This window comes from Marinobacterium aestuariivivens (assembly GCF_042661465.1).
GTDB classification, from domain to species: Bacteria; Pseudomonadota; Gammaproteobacteria; order Pseudomonadales; family Balneatricaceae; genus Marinobacterium_A; species Marinobacterium_A aestuariivivens.
Genome location: NZ_JBHSWE010000001.1, coordinates 1,565,980 through 1,587,763 on the forward strand (window position 1 = coordinate 1,565,980; position 21,784 = coordinate 1,587,763).

At 63.1% G+C, this 21,784-nt stretch carries 21 protein-coding genes and 3 pseudogenes; 16 read left to right on the top strand and 8 right to left on the bottom strand.

Features of this window, described 5'->3' with window-relative positions; translation table 11 throughout:
- Positions 1 to 122: 122 nt before the first annotated feature.
- Positions 123 to 1,663 (bottom strand): annotated as a pseudogene (locus ACFQDL_RS08190) (2-isopropylmalate synthase).
- A 230-nt stretch (positions 1,664 to 1,893) separates the two neighbouring features.
- Between ACFQDL_RS08190 and ACFQDL_RS08195 the strand changes: the two are divergent.
- Positions 1,894 to 3,048, top strand: a complete 1,155-nt coding sequence (locus ACFQDL_RS08195) for a MalY/PatB family protein (protein WP_379908580.1) — start codon at positions 1,894 to 1,896, stop codon at positions 3,046 to 3,048.
- 103 nt (positions 3,049 to 3,151) lie between these two features.
- On the opposite strand, the gene epmA is transcribed toward ACFQDL_RS08195, so the two are convergent.
- Both epmA and efp read right to left on the bottom strand, forming a co-directional pair.
- Positions 3,152 to 4,120 (bottom strand): EF-P lysine aminoacylase EpmA, encoded by a 969-nt coding sequence (gene epmA, locus ACFQDL_RS08200; RefSeq protein WP_379908581.1) that lies wholly within the window; start codon positions 4,118 to 4,120, stop codon positions 3,152 to 3,154.
- 134 nt (positions 4,121 to 4,254) lie between these two features.
- Positions 4,255 to 4,818 (bottom strand): elongation factor P, encoded by a 564-nt coding sequence (gene efp / locus ACFQDL_RS08205; RefSeq protein ID WP_379908582.1) that lies wholly within the window; start codon positions 4,816 to 4,818, stop codon positions 4,255 to 4,257.
- Between the two features lie 112 nt (positions 4,819 to 4,930).
- Here efp and epmB point away from each other — a divergent pair, with 112 nt between their 5' ends.
- Positions 4,931 to 5,950, top strand: a complete 1,020-nt coding sequence (gene epmB, locus ACFQDL_RS08210) for an EF-P beta-lysylation protein EpmB (RefSeq protein WP_379908583.1) — start codon at positions 4,931 to 4,933, stop codon at positions 5,948 to 5,950.
- A gap of 190 nt (positions 5,951 to 6,140) precedes the next feature.
- The gene (locus tag ACFQDL_RS08215) at positions 6,141 to 6,611 is read left to right on the top strand and encodes a hypothetical protein (RefSeq protein ID WP_379908584.1); all 471 of its coding nucleotides are present in this window, start codon (positions 6,141 to 6,143) and stop codon (positions 6,609 to 6,611) included.
- A gap of 39 nt (positions 6,612 to 6,650) precedes the next feature.
- Here ACFQDL_RS08215 and ACFQDL_RS08220 read toward each other — a convergent pair whose 3' ends face one another.
- Positions 6,651 to 6,977, bottom strand: a complete 327-nt coding sequence (locus tag ACFQDL_RS08220) for a DUF1820 family protein (RefSeq protein WP_379908585.1) — start codon at positions 6,975 to 6,977, stop codon at positions 6,651 to 6,653.
- Between the two features lie 228 nt (positions 6,978 to 7,205).
- Here ACFQDL_RS08220 and miaB point away from each other — a divergent pair, with 228 nt between their 5' ends.
- From miaB to ACFQDL_RS08255, 7 genes and pseudogenes are all read left to right on the top strand, one after another.
- Complete coding sequence (gene miaB, locus ACFQDL_RS08225) at positions 7,206 to 8,555, top strand: tRNA (N6-isopentenyl adenosine(37)-C2)-methylthiotransferase MiaB (RefSeq protein ID WP_379908586.1); 1,350 nt, start codon at positions 7,206 to 7,208, stop codon at positions 8,553 to 8,555.
- A gap of 51 nt (positions 8,556 to 8,606) precedes the next feature.
- Positions 8,607 to 9,587, top strand: a pseudogene (locus ACFQDL_RS08230) (PhoH family protein); the annotation flags it as partial.
- A gap of 18 nt (positions 9,588 to 9,605) precedes the next feature.
- Positions 9,606 to 10,061, top strand: a complete 456-nt coding sequence (gene ybeY / locus ACFQDL_RS08235; protein ID WP_379912958.1) for an rRNA maturation RNase YbeY — start codon at positions 9,606 to 9,608, stop codon at positions 10,059 to 10,061.
- Between the two features lie 13 nt (positions 10,062 to 10,074).
- Complete coding sequence (locus tag ACFQDL_RS08240; RefSeq protein WP_379908587.1) at positions 10,075 to 10,917, top strand: HlyC/CorC family transporter; 843 nt, start codon at positions 10,075 to 10,077, stop codon at positions 10,915 to 10,917.
- A gap of 39 nt (positions 10,918 to 10,956) precedes the next feature.
- Positions 10,957 to 11,868: an apolipoprotein N-acyltransferase gene (lnt, locus tag ACFQDL_RS08245; RefSeq protein ID WP_379908588.1), complete on the top strand. Its 912-nt coding sequence runs from the start codon at positions 10,957 to 10,959 to the stop codon at positions 11,866 to 11,868.
- Positions 11,865 to 12,524 (top strand): apolipoprotein N-acyltransferase, encoded by a 660-nt coding sequence (gene lnt / locus ACFQDL_RS08250; protein ID WP_379912960.1) that lies wholly within the window; start codon positions 11,865 to 11,867, stop codon positions 12,522 to 12,524. The genes lnt (ACFQDL_RS08245) and lnt (ACFQDL_RS08250) overlap by 4 nt, the downstream gene beginning before the upstream one ends.
- 36 nt (positions 12,525 to 12,560) lie before the next feature.
- Positions 12,561 to 12,881: a carboxymuconolactone decarboxylase family protein gene (locus ACFQDL_RS08255; protein WP_379908589.1), complete on the top strand. Its 321-nt coding sequence runs from the start codon at positions 12,561 to 12,563 to the stop codon at positions 12,879 to 12,881.
- Positions 12,882 to 12,889: 8 nt separating this feature from the next.
- Here ACFQDL_RS08255 and ACFQDL_RS08260 read toward each other — a convergent pair whose 3' ends face one another.
- Positions 12,890 to 13,321 carry a YqaA family protein gene (locus tag ACFQDL_RS08260; protein WP_379908590.1) on the bottom strand — a complete coding sequence of 144 codons (432 nt, stop codon included), beginning with the start codon at positions 13,319 to 13,321 and terminating at the stop codon, positions 12,890 to 12,892.
- 186 nt (positions 13,322 to 13,507) lie between these two features.
- On the bottom strand, positions 13,508 to 14,047 hold the full coding sequence (locus ACFQDL_RS08265; RefSeq protein WP_379912962.1) for a gamma-glutamyl-gamma-aminobutyrate hydrolase family protein: 540 nt from the start codon (positions 14,045 to 14,047) through the stop codon (positions 13,508 to 13,510).
- Here ACFQDL_RS08265 and ACFQDL_RS08270 point away from each other — a divergent pair.
- A complete protein-coding gene (locus ACFQDL_RS08270) occupies positions 13,937 to 14,176 on the top strand; it encodes a hypothetical protein (protein ID WP_379908591.1) in 240 nt (79 codons plus the stop codon). The two genes, ACFQDL_RS08265 and ACFQDL_RS08270, sit on opposite strands and share 111 nt — an antisense overlap.
- Positions 14,177 to 14,179: 3 nt before the next feature.
- On the opposite strand, the gene ACFQDL_RS08275 is transcribed toward ACFQDL_RS08270, so the two are convergent.
- Both ACFQDL_RS08275 and ACFQDL_RS08280 read right to left on the bottom strand, forming a co-directional pair.
- The gene (locus tag ACFQDL_RS08275; RefSeq protein ID WP_379908592.1) at positions 14,180 to 15,184 is read right to left on the bottom strand and encodes an amidoligase family protein; all 1,005 of its coding nucleotides are present in this window, start codon (positions 15,182 to 15,184) and stop codon (positions 14,180 to 14,182) included.
- Entirely contained in the window at positions 15,184 to 15,729 is a 546-nt protein-coding gene (locus ACFQDL_RS08280; protein ID WP_379908593.1) for a zinc ribbon-containing protein, read from the bottom strand. The genes ACFQDL_RS08275 and ACFQDL_RS08280 overlap by 1 nt, the downstream gene beginning before the upstream one ends.
- A gap of 177 nt (positions 15,730 to 15,906) precedes the next feature.
- On the opposite strand from ACFQDL_RS08280, the pseudogene leuS reads away from it, so the two are divergent.
- The 5 genes and pseudogenes from leuS (at position 15,907) to ACFQDL_RS08305 (ending at position 21,557) form a co-directional block, all read left to right on the top strand.
- Positions 15,907 to 18,499: pseudogene (gene leuS / locus ACFQDL_RS08285) on the top strand (leucine--tRNA ligase).
- A 122-nt stretch (positions 18,500 to 18,621) separates the two neighbouring features.
- Entirely contained in the window at positions 18,622 to 19,119 is a 498-nt protein-coding gene (locus ACFQDL_RS08290; protein ID WP_379908594.1) for an LPS-assembly lipoprotein LptE, read from the top strand.
- Positions 19,116 to 20,087: a DNA polymerase III subunit delta gene (gene holA / locus ACFQDL_RS08295; RefSeq protein ID WP_379908595.1), complete on the top strand. Its 972-nt coding sequence runs from the start codon at positions 19,116 to 19,118 to the stop codon at positions 20,085 to 20,087. The genes ACFQDL_RS08290 and holA overlap by 4 nt, the downstream gene beginning before the upstream one ends.
- Before the next feature lie 75 nt (positions 20,088 to 20,162).
- Positions 20,163 to 20,492 carry a c-type cytochrome gene (locus tag ACFQDL_RS08300; protein ID WP_379912964.1) on the top strand — a complete coding sequence of 110 codons (330 nt, stop codon included), beginning with the start codon at positions 20,163 to 20,165 and terminating at the stop codon, positions 20,490 to 20,492.
- Positions 20,493 to 21,119: 627 nt separating this feature from the next.
- Positions 21,120 to 21,557, top strand: a complete 438-nt coding sequence (locus ACFQDL_RS08305; protein ID WP_379908596.1) for a VOC family protein — start codon at positions 21,120 to 21,122, stop codon at positions 21,555 to 21,557.
- Positions 21,558 to 21,784: the final 227 nt, after the last annotated feature.

Consider the following 21,784-nt stretch of genomic DNA (forward strand, 5'->3'; position numbering starts at 1 on the left):
GCGCCAGACCCAGTCGGGCGACGGCCGGGCACCCGGCAGCGGCGCACGGGGCAGCCAGCTGGGAATGCCCAGGGCTTCGAGATACCGGTGCCGCCGCTGCTCGCTCTGCATCATCTGTCCGTTCAGACCTGCGGGTGCGCTTTCTGGATATTGGCATCCAGCATGTTCAGCGCGTGGACGTAAGCCTTGGCCGAGGCGATGATGATGTCGGTATCGGCGCCGAGGCCGTTGACGATGCGCCCGCCCAGTTCCAGCCGTACCGTGACCTCACCCTGGGAGTCGGTGCCGCTGGTGATGGCGTTGACCGAATAGAGTTCGAGACTGGCGCCGGACTGCACCATCGCCTCGATCGCCTTGAAGGTCGCATCGACCGGGCCGGAGCCTTCGGACACCGCGGTCTTTTCATGGCCGCCGATCATCAGCGTCACCGAGGCTTCGGGCACCTCGCCGGTCTGGGAGGTGACCTTGAGACTGCTGAGCTGATACTTCTCGTTGCCGGCGATGGCCCGGGCGTCGGAGACCAGCGCCATCAGGTCTTCATCGAAGATCTCGTGCTTCTTGTCCGCCAGCTCCTTGAAACGCGCGAAGGCGGTATTCAGCTCGGTATCGGACGCGAAGCTGGTGCCCAGCTCCTCGAGCCGGGTCCGGAACGCATTGCGGCCGGAGTGCTTGCCCAGGACCATGCGGTTGGTGTGCCAGCCGACATCTTCGGCGGTCATGATCTCGTAGGTCTCGCGGTGCTTCAGCACACCGTCCTGGTGGATGCCGGACTCGTGGGCGAAGGCGTTGGCGCCGACGATCGCCTTGTTCGGCTGCACCGGGAAGCCGGTCACGCTGGAGACCAGCTTCGAAGCCGGGACGATCTGGGTGGTATCGATGCCGGTAACAACACCCAGCGTATCGTGGCGGGTGCGGATCGCCATCACGATCTCTTCGAGGGACGCGTTGCCGGCCCGCTCGCCCAGACCGTTGATGGTACATTCGACCTGGCGCGCGCCGGCCGAAACCGCGGCCAGGAGTTGGCCACCGCGAGGCCGAGGTCGTTGTGACAGTGCACCGAGAAGATCGCCTTGTCGGCATTGGGGATGGTTTCACGCAGCCGGCGGATGGTGGCGGCGAACTCTTCCGGTACGGCATAGCCGACCGTATCGGGAATATTGATGGTGCGGGCGCCGGCATCGATCACCTTCTCGATAATGCGGCACATGAAGTCGAACTCGGAGCGGCTGGCGTCCTCGAGCGAGAACTCGACGTCGTCGATCAGGCCGCGGGCACGGGTGACCGCCCGTACCGCCTGCTCGACCACCCGGTCCGGCTCCATCTGCAGCTTGTACTTCATGTGGATCGGCGAGGTGGCGATGAAAGTATGGATGCGGCCGCTGTTGGCATTGCGCAGCGCCTCGCCGGCACGGTCGATATCGGCATCCAGCGCACGGGACAGCGAGCAGACGGTGCTGTCCTGGATGGTGTCGGCGATCGTCTTGACCGCTTCGAAGTCACCGGGGCTGGCGATCGCGAAACCGGCCTCGATGACGTCGACGCGCATCTTCTCCAGCTGTCGGGCGATACGCAGTTTTTCGTCCCGCGTCATCGAGGCGCCGGGGCTCTGTTCGCCGTCGCGCAGGGTGGTATCGAAGATAATGACTCTGTTGTTATCGCTCATCGGAAATGCTCCAAAAAGGTTCGCCCGGCTGCCGCGGCCGCAGGCTCCGGATCGCCTGGATAAAAGAATACAGCCAAACAGGCAGGATGAGGAGAACGTCGGACAGCGCTGCTGGGGCGGCGCTGCGCGCACCCCGGTTCGTGGCCGGTAACTTAAACCCCGTATTGACCATTTGCAACCCGGAACCTTTACAATGCTCAGCTAACAGACGACAGGCATACAGGTGCAGCATGGCTCCAGAGAATTTCGACCGTATTATCGACCGGCGTGATACCGCCAGCGAGAAGTGGGAAAAATACCGGAATACCGAAATCCTGCCGATGTGGGTCGCCGACACCGACTTCATGTCGCCGCCGGCGGTCATCGAGGCGCTGCAGCAGCGCATCACCCATGGTGTGTTCGGTTACACCAACACGCCCGCCGAACTCGTATCGCTGGTAATCGACAGAATGCAGCGCCTGTACAGCTGGCGCATCGAATCCGACTGGCTGGTCTGGCTGCCGGGGCTGGTCTGCGGCCTGAACCTGAGTTGTCGCAGCGTCGGCGCCGACGGCGATACGGTGCTGGTGCCGAAACCGGTCTACCCGCCCTTCATGTCGGCGCCGCGACTCAGTTCGCGCCAGCTGGTCACGATACCGATGCAGCAGCAGGATGGCCGCTGGATCCTGGACTTCGATGCGCTGGAGGCCGCCATCACCGCCGACAGCAAACTGCTGCTGTTCTGCAATCCGCACAATCCCGGCGGCACCTGCTACCGGCGCGAGGAACTCGACCGTCTCGCCGCCATTGCCGAGCGGCACAACCTGGTGGTCTGTTCCGACGAAATCCACTGCGACCTGATTCTGGAGCCGGAGCTCGGACATCTGCCCCTGGCCTCGCTGAATCCGCAGATCGAGGCCCACACCATCACCCTGATGGCGCCGAGCAAAACCTACAACATCGCAGGCCTCGGCTGCTCCTTCGCCATCATTCCCGATCCCGAGTTGCGACGTGCCTTTACCCGGGCCCGCAAGGGCATCGTGCCGGACGTCAACCTGCTGGGCTATACGGCGGCGCTGGCGGCCTACCGCGACGGCGACGACTGGAACCGCCGCCAGATCGACTACCTTCGCGCCAACCGCGATTACCTGGTCAGGGAGCTCAACGGCATACCGGGGCTCTCAATGGAGCCGGTCGAGGCGACCTACCTGGCCTGGATAGACGTATCGGCGGCCAAGCTGGAAAACCCGGCGCATTTCTTCGAACAGGCGGGCGTCGGCCTGTCGCCGGGGCGGGACTTCGGCGACGACCGCTTCATGCGCCTCAATTTCGGCTGTCCCCGCGGCCTGCTCGAGGAAGCGGTGCGGCGCATCCGCAGCGCCATGCTCAACCATCTTCCGGCGTAGGGTGGAATGCGCCTGCGAATTCCACCGGGTGGCGCTCCACCGGCGTATCGGCCAACGAAATGGTGGAATTCGCTTCGCTCATTGCCACCCTACATCTCTCCGCTCACGCGAGATCGAACGGGAAGGCGATCACATCGCGGATCGAGCGCGTACCGAGGGCCAGCATCACCAGCCGGTCGACGCCGAGGGCCACCCCGGCGCAATCCGGCAGCCCCGCTTCCAGCGCGCCGACCAGACGTTTTTCCAGCGGACGCTGCGGCAGACCGAGGCCACCGCGACTGCGCTGATCGGCCTGGAGCCGCCGGGCCTGTTCGCAGGCATCGGTCAGCTCGTGATAACCGTTTGCCACCTCCATGCCGTCGATAAAGAGCTCGAAGCGCGCCGCCACCGGTACGCCCGCGGCATCCTCGCGCACCCGGGCCAGCGCCGACTGGGAGGCGGGAAAGTCATGGACGAAAACACCGCCCTGCAGGCGCGGCTCGACAACATGCGACATCAGCAGGTTGAGCCAGGTATCGCGCGAGTCGTCATCGAAATCGGCATCGACATGTTCGCGACAGAGCCTCTGCAGCTCGCCCAGAGTGGCGTGATGCGGGTCGATACCCAGTTCCCGCTCGAACAGCGCCCGGTAGCTGAGCCGCTGGGGTGCGAAATCCGGCAGCACGGCCGCGACCAGGTCGGCCACCTCGTCCATCAGGTCAGCGTCGTCGAAGCCGGGTCGATACCACTCCAGCATCGAGAATTCCGGGTTGTGACGGCTGCCGACTTCGCCGTTGCGGAATACCTTGCCGAGCTGATAGATGGCGCCGCTACCGGCCGCCAGCAGGCGCTTCATCGCATATTCCGGCGAGGTCTGGAGATACAGACTTTGCGCCGGAGCGTCCGGTACAGGCCGGAACGCCGCCTCGATGCTGTCGATAAAGGGATCGCTGACCGCGCAGTGGGACAGCAGCTGGGTATCGACTTCCATCACCCCGCGCTCGGCGAAGAAGCGCCTGATCGTGCCGAGAATATCAGCGCGTCGGCGCAGGTTTTCGATCGCCGCGCTCGGGCGCCAGTCTTCTGATGTCATTCAGGTTTCCACAGGTTTCTTTGCCGATCGTGAGGAAAACTGCCGTAGCCCGCCTGATACCAACCAAAGACGACAGGATTCCATAAACGGCAACGGCAGCCGAAGCTGCCGTTGCCGGGTCGACCGTGACCGGATCAGGCGCGGCTGACGTATTCGCCGGTACGGGTATCGATGCGCAGCACATCGCCGACTTCGATGAACAGCGGCACGCGGACCATGGCGCCGGTGCTCAGGGTCGCCGGCTTGGAGCCGCCCTGGGCGGTATCGCCCTTGAGACCCGGGTCGGTTTCGGTGACTTCGAGCTCGACGAAGTTCGGCGGCGTCACGGCGATCGGGTTGCCGTTCCAGAGCGTGATCATGCAGCGATCCTGCTCCTTCAGCCACTTGTGGGCATCACCGACGGCATTCTTGTCGGCCGCATACTGTTCGAAGGTCGCCGGCTCCATGAAGTGCCACATCTCGCCGTCGAAATAGAGGTACTCCATATCGCGGTCCATGACATCGGCGCTTTCGGCGGACTCGTTGGACTTGAAGGTTTTTTCCCAGGTACGACCGGTGATCAGGTTGCGCATCTTGACGCGGGTGAACGCCTGGCCCTTGCCGGGCTTGACGAACTCGACGTCCGTCATGGTGCAGGGATCACCGTCCAGCATGATTTTCAGGCCGTTCTTGAACTGGTTCGCGGAATAATTTGCCATATGCAATAAGACTCGGGGGCTTGATGAGCGTTAACGATCCGGGCAGCGCCCGAAAATTGACAGCTATTCTACTTGAAAGCAGAATGCGAGCAAATTCCGGTAGTGCGCCTCCATGAATCTCCCCGTCACCCAGCTAGACGACTGGCAGCAGTTGCTCAGTCATACCCTCGATGATCCGGCCGAACTGCTGCGCCAGCTGGCGCTGCCCGACAGCCTGCTGGCACCGGCCATTGCCGCGGCCGGCGATTTCCCGCTGCGGGTCCCCCTGCCCTACCTCAGGCGCATCCGCAGGGGCGATCCCGATGACCCGCTGCTGCGCCAGATATTGCCACTGGGCGCCGAGCGGGTGGCGGTGCCGGGCTATGTCACCGACCCGCTGGCGGAAGCGGCAGCCAATCATCGCGACGGACTGATCCACAAATACAAAGGCCGGGTGCTGCTGATACTGACCGGTGCCTGCGCGATCAACTGCCGTTACTGCTTCCGCCGTCACTTCCCCTATGATGAAAACCGGCTGGGGCCGGATCAGTGGCGCGAGGTGCTGGACTACCTGCACCGGCACCCCGAGGTCAACGAGGTGATCTTTTCCGGCGGCGATCCACTGGCCACCAGCGATCGTCGGCTGGCGCGGATGATCGGCGACCTGGCGCAGATTCCGCATCTGGCCCGGCTGCGGGTGCACAGCCGACTGCCGGTGGTGATTCCGCAGCGGATCACCGACAGTCTGATCGAGGCTCTGACCGGCAGCCGCCTGCAGAGCGTCATGGTGCTGCACAGCAATCACGGCAACGAAATCGATGCCGAGGTGGCTGGCGCCGTTGCCCGTCTGCGACAGGCCGGCGTCACCCTGCTCAACCAGGCGGTGCTGCTGCGCGGCGTGAACGACAGTGTCGCGGCACAGAAAAATCTCAGCGAACGCCTCTTCAGCGCCGGCATCCTGCCCTATTATCTATTTGTGCTCGATGCGGTCGCCGGCGCCGCTCATTTCGATGTGTCCGACGATGAGGCCCGTGCACTGGTGCTGGAGTTGCAGTCGGAACTGCCCGGTTTCCTGGTTCCGCGGCTCGCCCGCGAGATTCCGGGGCGCCCGTCGAAAACGCTGCTGATACTCTCCGGCGACAGTACAAGCTGAAGCTGCAACGTGCGACAATCCGGAAACTGCTGTAGCGGTGGACAGGAGGCCCCAGGTGCCCGCTGTCTGCCATGAACGACAGCGGCAGGAAGAATAAAGACACGGAATCTAGCAGGAGCCTGTTCAAATGAAAGCCTGGAAAGTGCTGTTACCCGTCGCTTGCGCGATTGCGCTGGCAGGTTGCGACAGTATGTTCAAGAAACCCGAGCCCCCGGCCCCCGAGCCCGAGCCGGTCGTCAAGGTCAAGCCGCTGAAGGAGCCGGTCGTTCAGATCCACGGATTCAAGCCCGGACAACCCGGCAAGGGAGGGCTGACCGACGCCCATATCCGCTTCAGCAACGTTTCGGACCAGACCCTGCAGTTCGTGATGTTCAAGACCACCGCCTACGATGCCGAAGGGCACATCGTCCCGGCCAAGAAGACCAACCGCCCGGATGCCTGGCTGCGGGTCGCGGGCCCCTTCCGCCCGCTCGCACCGCCGGGTGAGCACAAGTGGGACAAGATCTGGCAGCACAAGCAGATCGCCTGCTTCGAGGTCGAAGGGGTGGAAATCATCTACATGGACGGGGCCAACGAGTATTACAACGAGAGCCGTCTGGGCGATATCCTCGACACCGGCCTGAACAACAGCTGCAGAACCAACCTGGTGGTGCAGCAGTAACGCGACGCCCGGCCGACTCCAGGTGGCCGGGCAGACGGCTTATTTGTCCCTGCGCGGGGGTACGGACAGCGGAAAGGCCGTGATGGTGCCCTTCGCCTCGCTGATCTTCGGTACGCCCTCCTGTTTCACCTCGTCAATGCGGATGATCGCCTGCATCGGGATAAAGGAGCGTTTGACGTCGCCGAACTGCTTCTTCAGCTTTTCTTCGCCCGGATCCACCAGCAACTCCGAGCGGGTGCCGAAGACAAACTCCCCGACTTCGATAAAGCCCCACATCTCGCTCTGATAGACATGACGGGCGTAGACTTCGTATACCTGGTCCTGGTTGACGAATTGCACCCGGTACATCCGTTCATCACTGGCCATCGATTCTCTGCTCTCGCTTTTCGACACTGCAACTGATGCTCCCTATATGAGGGCGAATTGCGGCTTTGCAAGGTTGCTCAAATTCTGGTCAGCCCCGGCGCCTTTCAGTATAATGCGCGGTCCTTTCGGGAGCCCCGCCCGTATCCGTGGGCGCTCCCGGGAGTCGCGCCGGGACACTGCGTCCCGGCGCGACTCCCGCTGAAACCGTTCAACCAATACAGGTGAGAGATGGCGAAAAAGCTGTTTATCAAAACCCATGGCTGCCAGATGAACGAGTACGATTCCGCCCGCATGGCCGATCTGCTCGGCGAAAGCCATGAACTGGAGCTGACCGACAATCCCGACGAAGCGGATGTCCTGCTGCTCAACACCTGTTCGATTCGCGAGAAGGCCCAGGAAAAGGTATTCCATCAGCTCGGTCGCTGGCGCAAGCTCAAGGATCGCAAGCCCGATCTGGTGATCGGTGTCGGCGGCTGCGTCGCCAGCCAGGAGGGCGAAGCCATCTACGAACGCGCGCCCTATGTCGACATGATCTTCGGCCCCCAGACGCTGCACCGACTGCCGGAAATGATCGATCTGACCCACCAGGGCCAGAAAGGCGTCGTCGATGTCAGCTTCCCCGAAATCGAGAAGTTCGACCACCTGCCGGCACCGAAGGTCGAAGGCGCCGAAGCCTTCGTTTCGGTGATGGAGGGCTGCAGCAAGTACTGCACCTTCTGTGTCGTGCCCTATACCCGCGGCGAAGAGGTCAGCCGGCCGCTGGACGACGTCCTGGCCGAATGCGTCGAACTGGCCGAACAGGGCGTGCGCGAAGTCAACCTGCTGGGGCAGAACGTCAACGCCTACCGCGGCGCCACCCATGACGGCGACAACGCGGACCTGGCCGAACTGATCCGCCTGATAGCCGGCATCGACGGCATCGACCGCATCCGCTTCACCACCTCTCACCCGGTGGAGTTCAGCGACAGCCTGATCGATGTCTACGCCGAGGTGCCGGAACTGGTCAGCCACCTGCATCTGCCGGTGCAGAGCGGGTCCGATCGCATTCTGATGGCGATGAAACGCGGCCACACGGCGCTGGAGTACAAGTCCAAGCTGCGCCGCATCCGCAAGCTGCGTCCGGAGATCAGTTTCTCGTCCGACTTCATCATCGGATTCCCGGGCGAAAACGATGCCGATTTCGAGGCCACCATGAACCTGATTCAGGAGGTCGGATTCGACCACTCCTTCAGCTTCGTCTACAGCCGCCGCCCCGGCACACCGGCCGCGGACCTGTCCGACACCGTCTCGGAAGAGACCAAGAAACAGCGTCTGAAAATTCTTCAGGACCGTATCACCGCCCAGGCGATGCAGATCAGCCGCCGCATGGTCGGCAGCGTCCAGCGCATCCTGGTCAATGGCTACTCGAAGAAGGACCCGGGCGAACTGTCGGGCCGCACCGAGAACAACCGGGTGGTGAACTTCCGTTGTGCCGACCCGGACCTGATCGGATGCTTCGCCGACGTGCGCATCGTCGAGGCCTACGCCAATTCGCTGCGCGGGGAACTGATCGGTTCCGAGCTGGATCAAACACACTGAATGCCTTTTTCGTAACCGGGCGGCGCCGTCGCCCGGACGACAGGAGCCAAATTGAACACTGCGCAATCGCTAAAACTCACCCTGGAACCCGACAACCCCGAACACCTGGCCAATCTTTGCGGCCAGCTCGATGAACACCTCAAGCTGATCGAACAGCGCCTGCATATCGAAATCCGCAACCGCGGCAATCACTTCCAGCTGATCGGCGATCTCGATATCGTCAAGGTCGTGGGCGAAATTCTCGAGCGCCTCTATGCCGAAGCCAGGAAGGGCGTGCAGTTGACGCCGGAGATGGTCCACCTGCAGTTGCAGCAGTCCGGCGTCGAGCTGCTGCAGAGCAGGCTCGAAAAGACCGATGCCGAGGTGAGCATCCGCACCAAGAAGGTCCATATCCGTCCGCGCGGCGCCAACCAGCAGCAGTATGTCCGAGCCATCCGCGACTTCGACATCAACTTCGGCATCGGGCCTGCCGGTACCGGCAAGACCTACCTGGCCGTGGCCTGCGCGGTGGAGGCGCTGGAGCGCGAAGAGATCAGCCGCATCCTGCTGGTGCGCCCGGCGGTCGAGGCCGGCGAGAAGCTCGGTTTCCTGCCCGGCGACCTGGCACAGAAGGTCGATCCCTATCTGCGCCCGCTCTATGACGCACTCTACGAAATGCTCGGTTTCGAGCGCGTGACCAAGCTGATCGAACGCAACGTCATCGAGGTCGCGCCGCTGGCCTATATGCGCGGCCGCACGCTCAACGGCTCTTTCGTCATCCTCGACGAAAGCCAGAACACGACCCGGGAACAGATGAAGATGTTCCTGACCCGTATCGGCTTCGGCTCCACGGCCGTGATTACCGGCGATATCACCCAGGTCGACCTGCCGCGCAATACCCAGTCGGGGCTGATGCACGCCATGCGGGTGCTGGACGGCGTCAAGGACATCGGGTTCACCCACTTCACGGCCAAGGACGTGGTACGTCATCCGCTGGTGCAGCACATCGTCGAGGCCTATGACCGTTTCGAGAAGGCAACCGCCGACGAGCAGCCCAGGAGCCCGCCAATCGTGACAGCCTGCATCGAACTGCAGATCGGGACCGATGCGACCGGTCTGCCCTCGCAAGCCCAGTTCCAGCAATGGGTCGACGCGGCACTCGGCAGCCGCCACGACGGCGCCGAGCTCTGCATCCGCATCGTCGACGCCGACGAAAGCCAGACGCTGAACCGGCAGTACCGCGGCAAGGACAAGCCCACCAATGTGTTGTCCTTTCCGTTCGAAGTGCCCGAGGGCATTCCCCTGGACCTGCTCGGCGACCTGGTGATCTGTGCCCAAGTCGTCGCCCGCGAGGCGGTCGAGCAGCAGAAACCCGAATTGGACCACTGGGCCCATATGGTCATACACGGGACCTTGCATCTGCTCGGCTACGATCATATAAATGACGAGGACGCCGACGAGATGGAGTCGCTGGAACAGCAGATTCTCGCCGACCTTGCCATTCCTGACCCCTACCAAGCACGCTAACCGAGGACCCCCAATGAGCGTTGACCGATCGGGAGGCCAACCCCGAAGTTGGTTCGGCCGCATTGCCCAGGCACTGACAGACGAACCCCGTTCCCGAGATGATCTGCTGTACCTGCTGCGCGAAGCGGTCGACGACAATATCCTCAGCCAGGAAGCCCTCGGCATCATCGAGGGCGCGATGCAGGTCTCGGACATGCAGGTGCGCGACGTGATGGTCCCCCGCTCGCAGATGGTCGTCGTACAGGTGGAACAGTCACCGCGCGATTTCCTGCCGGTGATCATCTCCAGTGCCCACTCCCGCTTTCCGGTGGTCGGCGAGAACCCCGATGAAATCCTCGGCATCCTGCTCGCCAAGGAGCTGCTGCCGCTGATCCTCGAAGACAACTGCGACAGCTTCGACATCCGCAGCGCGCTGCGCCCGGTCACCGTGATTCCGGAATCCAAGCGCCTCAACACCCTGCTGCAGGAATTTCGCGCCACCCGCAACCATATGGCGGTGGTGGTCGATGAATACGGCGGAGTCGCTGGCCTGATCACCATCGAGGACGTGCTCGAGCAGATCGTCGGCGAGATCGAGGACGAAACCGATATCGACGATGACGACGGCAATATCCGCCCGTTCGACGACAATGGCTATATCGTCAAGGCGCTGACGCCGATCGAGGATTTCAACGAATACTTCGATGTCGGCCTGCCCGACGACGACTTCGATACCATCGGCGGACTGGTGACCCAGCGCTTCGGCCACCTGCCGCGCAAGGACGAAAGCGTCGAACTGGACGAGTTCAGCTTCAAGGTACTGGCCTCCGACAACCGGCGCATCCGTCTGCTGCAGGTCAGCCGCCAGGCACGCTGACGACAGATGAAAACGGATACTTCTGGAAACCGGTACTAGATGAGTGCGACGGATCGCGGTTCCTTTTCCTCCTGGCCTTTCTGGCTTCGGGCACTGGGCGCGCTGCTGGCTGGCGGCCTGACGCCGCTGGCCTTCGCGCCCTTCGACCTCTGGCCGCTGGCGCTGCTGATGCCGGCACTGTTCTGGTTCAGCCTGAAGCGGCAAAGTGCCGCCCGCTGTGGCTGGCTCGGCTGGCTGTTCGGGCTCGGCTTCTACGGTGTCGGCACTTCCTGGGTCTACGTCAGCATCCATACCTACGGCAACGCCTCGACTCTCCTCGCAGGCCTGCTCACGGCGGCCTTCGTGGCCGGCATGGCGCTGTTCAGTGCGGCCCAGGGCTGGATGTTCGGACGCCTGTTCGGGCGCACCGGCGCCCGGCAGTGGCTCGGTTTCGTCGGCCTCTGGGTGATCTGGGAGTGGGTTCGCAGCTGGCTGCTGACCGGTTTTCCCTGGCTCTATCTCGGCTACCCGCTGCTCGATACGCCGCTGGCCGCCTGGGCGCCGCTCGGGGGCGTCTGGCTCGCGAGCCTGGTGGCGCTGCTGCTCGGCGTCGGCAGCGTTCAGCTGCTGCTGACTCCACAGCCACCCTCCCGTAGGAATGAGCGCATTCTGCCCGCCGCCCTGATCAGCCTGGTGCTGCTGGTGCCGCTGCTGTTGCAGGGCGCCTGGACGAAACCGGCCGGCGAGCCGTTGCGGGTCGGCCTGGTGCAAGGTGATATTCCGCAGCAACTGAAATGGCAGCGCGACCTGCTGCCGGACATCCTCAACCGCTACATGGGCCTCAGCATGCGGCTCGGCGACGTCGACCTGCTGATCTGGCCCGAAACCGCCATTCCGGCCCCCTGGGACGCGCCGAACCCCATCTCGCGCCCTTCCTGCAGACGCTGTCCGACAACGGTACCGGCCTTATAGCCGGCCTGCCCTCGGTACTGACCGATGCCGAAGATCCGTCCAGACGCATCTTTCACAACAGTCTGGCGCTGCTGAGCCCCGAGCGGGCGGTCTACCACAAGCAGCGGCTGGTGCCCTTCGGCGAGTACGTGCCGCTGGAAACGTTGCTGCGCGGCCTGATCGATTTCTTCGACCTGCCGATGTCGAGTTTCAGCCTGCCGCAGACGGAACAGCCACCGCTGCCGTTTCGCGATCACCGACTCGCCGCCGCCATCTGCTACGAGATCGCCTACCCCGAACTGGTGCGCCGGGAAAGCCTCGAATCCGACCTGCTGCTGACGGTCTCCAACGATACCTGGTTCGGTCACTCGATTGCGCCGGATCAGCACCTTCAGATCGCGCGGATGCGGGCGCTGGAAACCGGCCGCTGGTTGATCCGTGCCACCAACAACGGCATCAGCGCGCTGATCGACGCCGACGGCCGCATCCGCGCCGAAGCGCCTCGTTACCAGACGGCTCTGCTGGCCGGGGAGGTACAGGGTATGCAAGGACTCACTCCCTTCCAGCGTCTCGGCGCCTGGCCGGCGCTTGTCCTGGCCCTGTTCGGCTGCCTGATCGCCATGCCGCGTCTGCAGCGACAGCGCCTCAGTGCCTCGAGAGCCGGAGATAACTGCTAATCTGCTACTGAAGCCCGGACAGAGGTGAGGTGCAGCATGGCCGACAAACGACTTCCACAGAACTACCTGGATTTTCGCAGCCGGTACAGGAAACTGGCCGGCGCCATCGACGAGCTTGGCAAGGCGGTGCGCGACGAGGGTCCGCTGGACGAAAAAAGCGCCCAGCTGATCCAGCTTGCCGCCGCCGCCAGCACCCGCTCGGAAGGCGCCGTGCACAGCCATGCCCGCCGCGCCGTCGATGCTGGTGCCAGCGCCGACGAGGTACGCCATGCCATCCTGCTGCTGACCAGCACCATCGGCTTCCCTGCGGTAATGGCCGCGTTGAGCTGGGTGGATGATGTCTTGGGTGACGGGTGACGCGTTACCTAAAACAGCAGGATGTCAGCAAACAGGATCACCACCAGATAGCGTACGCCCTTGCCGATGGCGACCAGCGCCACGAAGAGGTCAAGGCGCACCTTCATCAGGCCGCCGATAAAGGTCAGCGCATCGCCGCCGATCGGCAGCCAGGCGAACAGCAGGCTCCAGACGCCGAAGTGCTGGAACCAGCGCTGCGCCCGCTCGAGGTCGGTCTTCTTCGCCGGGAACCAGCGCCGGTCCTGGTAATGCAGAAGATAGCGCCCAAGCCACCAGTTCAGAACCGAACCGCCGGTATTGCCCAGGGTCGCCACCAGCCAGAGCCAGGGCCACTGCTCGGGCTGATCCAGCAGCAGCGCCGCCAGGTATACCTCGGAGTAGAACGGCAGGATGGTGGCTGCGGCGAAGGCGCCGCCGAAGAGCAGCAGGTATTCAAGCATCCGTTAAGCTTCCGTTTCCTGCAGGAAACGGAAGCTTAACGGATGCAGCCAAAAGCTTGAAGCCTTAGCCTGGAATGACACGAAGCGAATTCCGGGTGTCAAACTCAACCCACGATTCCGCAAGATGTAGCATTCCGGCGCGTTGCGCCGGCTGTCGGAATTCGCCCCCTCGGGGCTCATTCCAACCTACTCGTCCAGTGACTCCGGTTTCGACTGTTTCGCGCAGTCGATCAGGTGCCGGAACAGGCGACGCTGGGTCGGCAGATAGGCGAGGTATTCGGGATGCCACTGCACGCCGATGATCTCACGCCCGCGCTCGCACTCGACCGCCTGAACGAAACGATCGAGATCCCGCGCCGCGACGATCAGACCGTCACCGAGGCGGTCGATGGCCTGGTGGTGCAGGCTGTTGATGCGCCAGCGTTCGCTGCCCAGGATCCTGGCCAGGCGCGCGCGCTGGGCCGCCAGCGCGGTCTTGCGCGGCAGCGGCGTGCGAAAATTGGATGTCTGCAGGCGCATGCCGCGGATATCCCCATGCAGCGATCCGCCCAGCACCACGTTGATCAACTGGGCACCGCGGCAGATCCCCAGCATCGGCAACTGGGTCTGGAGCGCATGCTCGATCATCTCGATCTCGAAGCGGTCGCGATCCGGATCGATCGGCGCCTTGCCGTTGTCGTGACCGTAGAGCCCCGGATCGATATCGTCGCCGCCCCCGATGATCAGCCCCTGCAGCTTGTCATGACTGTGCTGCTGGTAAGTCGAAGCGGTCAGTCGCAGCGGCGCCCCCGGCCTGAAAGACCGCCAGCCGCGTCGCCCACCAGGCTGGCGCTATATGACGATCGGGCCCCGTGACCCCTATGACGGGTCGCTTAACCACAGTTCCACCCGTTCGGCCCAGGGCACCAGCAACTGGGGCGCCAGTTTGGAAAAGTGCTGCAGATAGCGCCGGCAGAGTTCATCCAGGCGTTCGGTGTCCCGCACCAGCGCCTCGACCTGCAGCCAGTCCTCCCAGGCATCGAGCAGGCGCCATTGCGGGTTGTCGATATCGGAATTCGGCAACCGGTAATGCAGTGTCGGCCGGGCATTGATTTTCTCTTCCGGCAGCACCGCCCTGACCCGCGCCGGCTCCAGCCAGGCGAACAGCGGCAGCATGTCCAGGGAGCGGTTGCGACTCGGATTCCAGTACAGGTAATCGTCGATAAAGGTCTCCAGGTCCGGCCAGTAGTCGGGGTCGACCACCTTGCGACAGTAGTCCCGGGAGAACGGCTGGATAAAGGTGCTCAGGCGCCGCACAAGATCCGTGCGCTCCCGGGCGCTGAGCCAATCATGGAGACAGAGATAGGCCTTGAAATAGCGCAGCAGCGTATTCACATCCAGCGCCGGCAGTTCGGGATTGAAGTGCACCCCGAAGGCATAGCGTGCGGCACTGCGGGTGCCCAGGGCGCCACCGGCGCGCAGTGCCGCGACCAGCCGCTCGAGTTCGGGCAGACGGGACATCGGCAGTGGCGGGGACACCACTTCGAAAGGCACGATATTGCGGGCCACTGCGGCCATGGCCTCGGTCGCCAGCTGTTCCAGCTCGCTGCTGTGACCGTGGCTCTGTTCGCGCCCGAGCTGTTTCAGATAGCTGAAATCCAGTTCCAGCTTGAACTCGCCGAGCTCGGTCCCGACCAGTCGCTGTTCGCAGGGCGACACCCGCTCGACATGGCCGCCGAAGGTGGCCTGTACGCAACGGGCTATCGCATCCAGATCGATACCGGCGAGCTCGATCTCGACGCCGACACGCCGTTCCCGACCGTCGGCACCGTCAAGAAAGCCGCTACCCGCGGCTTTGGATTCTTTTGGGGTATTCTGGGGCATCAGCTCTCCGGCCAGGGTCTCGAAATCCTGCGGAAGTATCCCTTGCCGCAGGTACTGCAGGGTTCGATGCGCGATGTTTCGGTGAGTTCCTGGGTGGCGCCGCAATTCAGGCACGCCAGGGTGCCGGCAGTGGCGATCTCGCCGGCCAGATAATCGTCTTCGCCGTGGTCGAGACGCTCGCGCAGCGTTTCCTGATCGATCCGGGTCCGGTCGGCAAGGCCCTTGAGCAGGTTGACCAGCCGTGTTTCGAGAATGTTGAGGTCGAAATGCAGCCAGGCGGCAATGCCCTCCCCGGTCTCGTGGGCATAGTAGCCCAGTTTCTTCAGGTCCCGCTTCAGGTAGGCCGTCAGCAGGTCCATCTCGTCGCGGGTCATCTCCTCGGCGGTGAGTTCCAGCCGGGCGGCTTCTTCGATGCGTTCCTGGAGGTAATCCCAGGAACGGATTTCGGCATCCTCGAGATCGTCGAGGAGGCGTTTGAGAATACGGTCATAGGCCGTGGTCGAAGGATCCTGTTCGTTTTCCGGTTTGCGCGGGGCTTCGCTCATAGGGTGCATTCCACTGTTGATGGCATCGCTTCTATTGTATGCTATGCCGCATATTGCGAACTTTCCATTGAACTCAGGAACCTGCGAACAGATCCCGGTTGCAACGGGACTCGGACTTGGTCGGGGGTTCCCCAAGAGCCGGCATTCTCGAATGCCGGTTTTATTGTCAGAGAGCCGATGAACGAACAATACCAGCCCGGGGACATCGAGTCCCAGACCCAGGCCTACTGGGAAGCCAACGACAGCTTCCGTAGCGACGAAGATCCCGCCAAGGAAAAGTTCTACTGCCTGTCCATGTTTCCGTACCCCAGCGGCCGGCTGCACATGGGCCATGTGCGCAACTACACCATCGGTGACGTGATCTCCCGCTATCAGCGCATGCAGGGTAAAAACGTGCTGCAGCCGATGGGCTGGGATGCGTTCGGGCTGCCGGCTGAAAATGCAGCGATCAAGAACAACGTCGCGCCCGCCAAGTGGACCTACGAAAACGTCAGCTACATGCGCAACCAGCTGCAGCAGATGGGCTTTGGCTACGACTGGAACCGCGAAGTCGCGACCTGTCATCCGGAGTACTACCGCTGGGAGCAGTGGTTCTTCACGCGGCTGATGGAAAAGGGCCTGGTCTACAAGAAAGAGGCCGAGGTCAACTGGGATCCGGTCGATCAGACGGTCCTGGCCAACGAGCAGGTCATCGACGGCCGCGGCTGGCGTTCCGGCGCCCTGGTCGAACGCAAGAAGATCCCCCAGTGGTTCCTGAAGATCACCGACTACGCCGACCAGCTGCTCGACGACCTCGACAAGCTGGAGCACTGGCCCGAACAGGTGCGCACCATGCAGCGCAACTGGATCGGACGCTCCGAAGGCGTCGAGCTGAAATTCCACGTCGAGGGTGACGGCGACCTCGAGGTCTTCACCACCCGTCCGGACACCCTGATGGGCGTCACCTATGTCGCCGTCGCGCCGCAGCATCCGCTGGCCCAGCGCGCCGCCGCCGGCAATCCGGAACTGGCCGCCTTCCTCGAGGAGTGCCGCCACACCAAGGTCGCCGAAGCGGACCTGGCGACCATGGAGAAGAAGGGGATGCCACTGGGCTTCCAGGCGGTACATCCTCTGACCGGCGAGAAGGTACCGGTCTGGACCGCCAATTTCGTGCTGATGGAATACGGCTCCGGTGCCGTGATGGCCGTACCGGCCCATGATCAGCGCGACTGGGAGTTCGCCCACAAGTACGGCCTGGCGCTGAAGCAGGTGATCAAGCCACTGGATCCGTCCGTACCGGTCGATCTCGACAGGGAAGCCTTTACCGAGAAGGGCGAACTGGTCAACTCCGGCGACTTCGACGATCTCGAATTCGAGCTGGCCTTCAAGGCCATCGCCAAGGAACTGGAGCGCAAGGGCCGCGGCCGCACCTGCATCCACTACCGCCTGCGCGACTGGGGCGTGTCCCGCCAGCGCTACTGGGGTGCGCCGATTCCGGTGATCAACTGCCCCAGCTGCGGCGCCCTGCCGGTGCCGGAAGACCAGTTGCCGGTGGTGCTGCCGGAAGAGGTCGAATTCGACGGCGTCGGCTCGCCGATCAAGAAGATGGACAGCTTCATCCAGACCCGGTGCCCGAAGTGTGGCGGCGACGCCGAACGGGAAACCGACACCTTCGACACCTTCATGGAATCGAGCTGGTATTACGCCCGCTACGCCTGCGCCCGCAACGGTGAAGGCATGCTGGACCCGCAGCAGGCCAACTACTGGCTGCCGGTCGACCAGTATATCGGTGGCATCGAGCACGCCATCCTGCACCTGCTCTATTCGCGCTTCTTCCACAAGCTGATGCGGGACGAAGGCCTGGTCGATTCCGACGAGCCCTTCACCCGGCTGCTGTGTCAGGGTATGGTGCTGGCCGAAACCTACTACCGTGAAGATGCCAACGGCGGCAAGAACTGGATCTCGCCGGCCGATGTCCTGACCGAGACCGACGACAAGGGCCGCGTCATCAGCGCGCGCCACCGCGAAGACGGCCAGCCGGTCGAGCCGGCCGGCATGTCGAAGATGTCGAAGTCGAAGAACAACGGCATCGACCCGCAGCTGATGATCGACCGCTACGGCGCCGACACCGTGCGTCTGTTCATGATGTTCGCCGCGCCGCCGGAGCAGTCCCGAGTGGTCCGACTCCGGTGTCGAGGGCGCGCACCGCTTCCTCAAGCGCCTGTGGAAACAGGTCCACGACCACCTGCAGCAGGGCATCGAAGTCGCCGAACTGAATGCCGAAGCGCTGAATGACGACCAGCGCGATCTGCGACGCAAGGTGCACGAGACCATCCGCAAGGTCAGCGACGATATCGAGCGCCGCCAGACCTTCAATACCGCCATCGCCGCGGTGATGGAGCTGTCCAACAGCATCGGCCGCTTCGTCGATCACAGCGAGCAGGGCCGTGCGGTCACCCGCGAAGCGCTGCAGGCCGCCATCCAGCTGCTGTCGCCGATCGTACCGCATATCACCCATCACCTCTGGCAGGCACTGGGCAATGCGGGCGACCTGCTCAGCGCGCCCTGGCCCCAGGTCGACGAGGCCGCGCTCACCCGCAGCTCGATCGAGATGGTGGTACAGGTCAACGGCAAGGTCCGCGCCAAGATCAACGTCGCGGCCGATGCCGATCAGGACGTGATCCTGCACACCGCCCTGGCCGACGAGAATGTGCGCAAGCACATGGGCGACAAGCAGCTGCGCAAGAAGATCGTGGTACCGGGCAAGCTGGTCAATATCGTCGTGGGCTGAACCAGCCCCTGAGATATCGCACCGGCCTACGCCCGGTGCGAGCCATTCAACCAATCAGTTGCGCCCTGTTCATCGGGGCGGTCAGGACGACCGCCGGGATGAAAGGGAAAAAGGATGGACCGATGACAGTGAGACTGAGGTACCTGTTGCTGGTACTGGTGGCCCTGCTGGCCGGATGCGGCTTTCAGCTGCGCGGTGCCGCCGGGGTTCCGGAGTCGTTGCGTGAGCTCGAGCTGGTGATGCCGGCAGGACGCAGCGTGCTGCGCACCGAGCTTGGCCGGACACTGCGCTCGAGCGGCATCGAGCTGGTTGACTCGGCTGCGCAACGCCTCGAAATCCTGGAAGAGAAGCAGGGGCGCCGCACGGCCACGCTGACCGGGGACATCAAGGCCGACGAGTACGAGCTGCGCACCGAAGTCCACTTCCAGGTGAGCCGCGGCGACCAGCTGCTGATTCCGCCCAGCGTTGCCCGCACCGAAAGGGTCTACACCCACGATGCCAGCGCCCTGACCGCCAAGAACGAGCAGGAAGCGCTGCTGCGCCGGGAGATGCAACAGGATATCGCGCGCCAGATTCTGCGCCGCTACCTGGCCGCCGGTACCCCGTCCGCCAGCCCATGAAGCTCAAGCCGGAACAGCTGGCCGGCCGCCTCAAGCAGGGCATCGCGCCGGTCTACCTGATTACCGGAGACGAGCCGCTGCTGGCCGAGGAAAGCTGCGACCTGCTGCGCAAGGCCTTTGTGCAGCAGGGCTTCACCGAACGCGAAGTACTGCACGTCGACGGCAGCTTCAAGTGGGAATACCTGCTCGAATGCGCCAGCGCCCTGTCGCTGTTCGCCGAACGCAAGATCATCGAGCTGCGCCTGGGCGGCCAGAAACTGCAACAGAACGCCAGCGAGCTGCTGCAGCAGTACCTCGCCAACCCCGCCCCTGACAACGTTCTGCTGATCATCGCCGACAAGCTCGAGGCCAGGGCCAAGAAGAGCGCCTGGTTCAAGGCGATCGACAAGACCGGTGTCATCGTCGAACTCTGGCCCGTGGAAGCCGCCCAGTTGCCCGAATGGATCCGCCAGCGGGCCGCCAGAATGGGCCTGCGGCTCGATGACAGCGCCGTGGAACTGCTGGCCGAAAGGGTCGAGGGCAACCTGCTGGCGGCACGGCAGGAGATGAGCAAACTGCAGCTGCTCTTCCCCGACCGGACCCTCGGCGCCGATGAAGTCATGGATGCCGTTTCCGACAGCTCCCGTTTCGATATCTTCGGCCTCACCGATGCCGCGCTCGTCGGCCAGCCCCAGCGCTGCACCCGCATCATTCAGGTGCTGCGACAGGAAGGCACCGAGGCGCCCATTCTGCTCTGGGCCCTGGCACGGGAGATCCGCATGCTGCACGCGGTCCAGGCAGGACTCGCCCAGGGCCTGCCCTATGACAACCTGTGCCAGCAGCAGCGCATCTTCGGTAAACGCAAGCAACTGGTGCGCAACAGCGCCCGGCGTCTGACGCCTGCCGATCTCGAGTCCCTGCTGCTGCAATGCGCCGAGGTCGATCACATGGTCAAGGGCATGCGCAGCGGTGACCCCGGGTGCCGCTGACCAGCATTGTGTTGCACCTGTCAGGCCATCCGTTGCCGCTCAGCATCTCTGGCTGAAAGGGAGACCGGCTTGCACATGCAGTTTCCCCCGCCGCCAGCCCCTCTTTTACTGCTCCCCCTCGCGTTGCTGCTAAGCGGTTGTGGCGATCCTTCCGCCGCCGAACTGAAATCCGGCGACAAGCTGTATCAGTACTACTGCCAGGAATGCCATGCGCTGGAAGCCACGCCCGGATCCCTCCTTCCAGACGGCAAGGCTGGCAGTCCGTTACGGCACCACGAGCTGATATTGATGATCAGCTACGGCAACGGCAGGCACCGCCCGGTCTTCCGCCAACTCAGCCCGGAACAGGCCGACGCGCTGGCGACCTACACCCTGCAGCTTATCGCCGATCCTAGGGCGCCATAAGCGCAGTAACCGCCATGGATGGCGGGAAGATCAGTATTGCAGGAGCAAATACTGACGAATCGCGCCTCCCTTGTACCTCGGTGCAGTTCGCTACGCTCGGTTCGGCTAAACAACTGGCTATTTTCCATTCAATTCGTGCCGGCCGCTTCTGCCGCCGCCGGCGGGAGTTACCCCGACGATAACCACAGACTTACTCCGCACAATTGTGGAAAAGTGTTTATTCACAGCCCGAAAAAATCTGCTGAAACGCTTGACATCAGCGCTGCGGCAGCTCTGCGAATGCTCCGGCAGAAAAGACCCAAAGACCTGAAAAATAAAGGATTTTCTCCGATCACTTAGTATCCATGAAGCGCCATGCGGCGGGATAAGCGCCCTGGGGACAAGTACTCATAAGTTATTCAGGTCATTATCCACAGAAAGTGGGGAGAACGTTTCGGGTAATCAGATAACAGTTCGCAGAGACGCGCTCCGAGAGCACGCCGGAGCTCAAACATCCAGCATTCCTCAACCCACGTGATTTCGACACTAAGCCACAGGCTCTACGGACGACTGGAAACTGGAAACTGGAAACTGGAAACTCACCACTCTAGGGTTAAGGCATCAAAGCTCATCAATCGGGAGTTTCCCATGACCGTTACGCCCCGTATCACCCATCTCGCGCTTCACGTCAGCGATATAGATGCCTGCATCGCCTTCTACCGCGACTTCTGCGGCATGGAGGTGATCCACGAGCGCCACAGCGCACACCAGACCATCAGCTGGATGGCCGAGCCCGGACGCGAGACCGACTTTATATTCGTGCTGATGAATGGCGGCCGGGACCTGCAGTTGCCCGACAACGACTACCGCCACTTCGGCTTCGCACTCGAGAGTCGCGAAGCGGTCGACCGCATCGCCGACAGGGCGGCCAAGGCCGGCAGCCTGGTCTGGGCGCCGCGGGACGAACCCTTCCCGGTCGGCTACTACTGCGGCCTGCGCGATCCCAACGGCAACTACGTCGAATTTAGCTACGGCCAGCCGCTGGGCCCGGGCGCCGAGGATTTCGACAAGCTTAAGCGCCGTTGATTTCGATGCCCGCAGGAGGCGCGCCCTCGCGGCGAACAGGGATGGCATCCCGACTTGTTCGCGGCGGGGGCGCCGCTCCCACAATAAAAAACCCGGAGCGGCCAAGCAGCTCCGGGTTTGTTCATGTAATGGCTTTACCGCTAAATGCAATGCTGGGTTACGCGATGCCCTGGCAGCGACAGTCTCCGCTATGCAGGTGCCAATACATCGCTAACCCACCCTAGGGT

Excerpts from the sequence above, each read along its gene's own strand:
- ACFQDL_RS08215 (WP_379908584.1), top strand. The coding sequence starts at position 6,141 with ATGTTCAAGAAACCCGAGCCCCCGGCCCCCGAGCCCGAGCCGGTCGTC.
- ACFQDL_RS08290 (WP_379908594.1), top strand. The coding sequence starts at position 18,622 with ATGACAGTGAGACTGAGGTACCTGTTGCTGGTACTGGTGGCCCTGCTG.
- ACFQDL_RS08270 (WP_379908591.1), top strand. The coding sequence starts at position 13,937 with ATGCTCGATCATCTCGATCTCGAAGCGGTCGCGATCCGGATCGATCGG.
- lnt (WP_379908588.1), top strand. The coding sequence starts at position 10,957 with ATGAGTGCGACGGATCGCGGTTCCTTTTCCTCCTGGCCTTTCTGGCTT.
- efp (WP_379908582.1), bottom strand. The coding sequence starts at position 4,818 with ATGGCAAATTATTCCGCGAACCAGTTCAAGAACGGCCTGAAAATCATG.
- ACFQDL_RS08275 (WP_379908592.1), bottom strand. The coding sequence starts at position 15,184 with ATGCCCCAGAATACCCCAAAAGAATCCAAAGCCGCGGGTAGCGGCTTT.
- ACFQDL_RS08195 (WP_379908580.1), top strand. The coding sequence starts at position 1,894 with ATGGCTCCAGAGAATTTCGACCGTATTATCGACCGGCGTGATACCGCC.
- holA (WP_379908595.1), top strand. The coding sequence starts at position 19,116 with ATGAAGCTCAAGCCGGAACAGCTGGCCGGCCGCCTCAAGCAGGGCATC.
- ACFQDL_RS08300 (WP_379912964.1), top strand. The coding sequence starts at position 20,163 with ATGCAGTTTCCCCCGCCGCCAGCCCCTCTTTTACTGCTCCCCCTCGCG.
- ACFQDL_RS08255 (WP_379908589.1), top strand. The coding sequence starts at position 12,561 with ATGGCCGACAAACGACTTCCACAGAACTACCTGGATTTTCGCAGCCGG.
- epmA (WP_379908581.1), bottom strand. The coding sequence starts at position 4,120 with ATGACATCAGAAGACTGGCGCCCGAGCGCGGCGATCGAAAACCTGCGC.
- epmB (WP_379908583.1), top strand. The coding sequence starts at position 4,931 with ATGAATCTCCCCGTCACCCAGCTAGACGACTGGCAGCAGTTGCTCAGT.
- ACFQDL_RS08305 (WP_379908596.1), top strand. The coding sequence starts at position 21,120 with ATGACCGTTACGCCCCGTATCACCCATCTCGCGCTTCACGTCAGCGAT.
- ACFQDL_RS08240 (WP_379908587.1), top strand. The coding sequence starts at position 10,075 with ATGAGCGTTGACCGATCGGGAGGCCAACCCCGAAGTTGGTTCGGCCGC.
- ACFQDL_RS08220 (WP_379908585.1), bottom strand. The coding sequence starts at position 6,977 with ATGGCCAGTGATGAACGGATGTACCGGGTGCAATTCGTCAACCAGGAC.
- ACFQDL_RS08280 (WP_379908593.1), bottom strand. The coding sequence starts at position 15,729 with ATGAGCGAAGCCCCGCGCAAACCGGAAAACGAACAGGATCCTTCGACC.
- miaB (WP_379908586.1), top strand. The coding sequence starts at position 7,206 with ATGGCGAAAAAGCTGTTTATCAAAACCCATGGCTGCCAGATGAACGAG.
- ACFQDL_RS08260 (WP_379908590.1), bottom strand. The coding sequence starts at position 13,321 with ATGCTTGAATACCTGCTGCTCTTCGGCGGCGCCTTCGCCGCAGCCACC.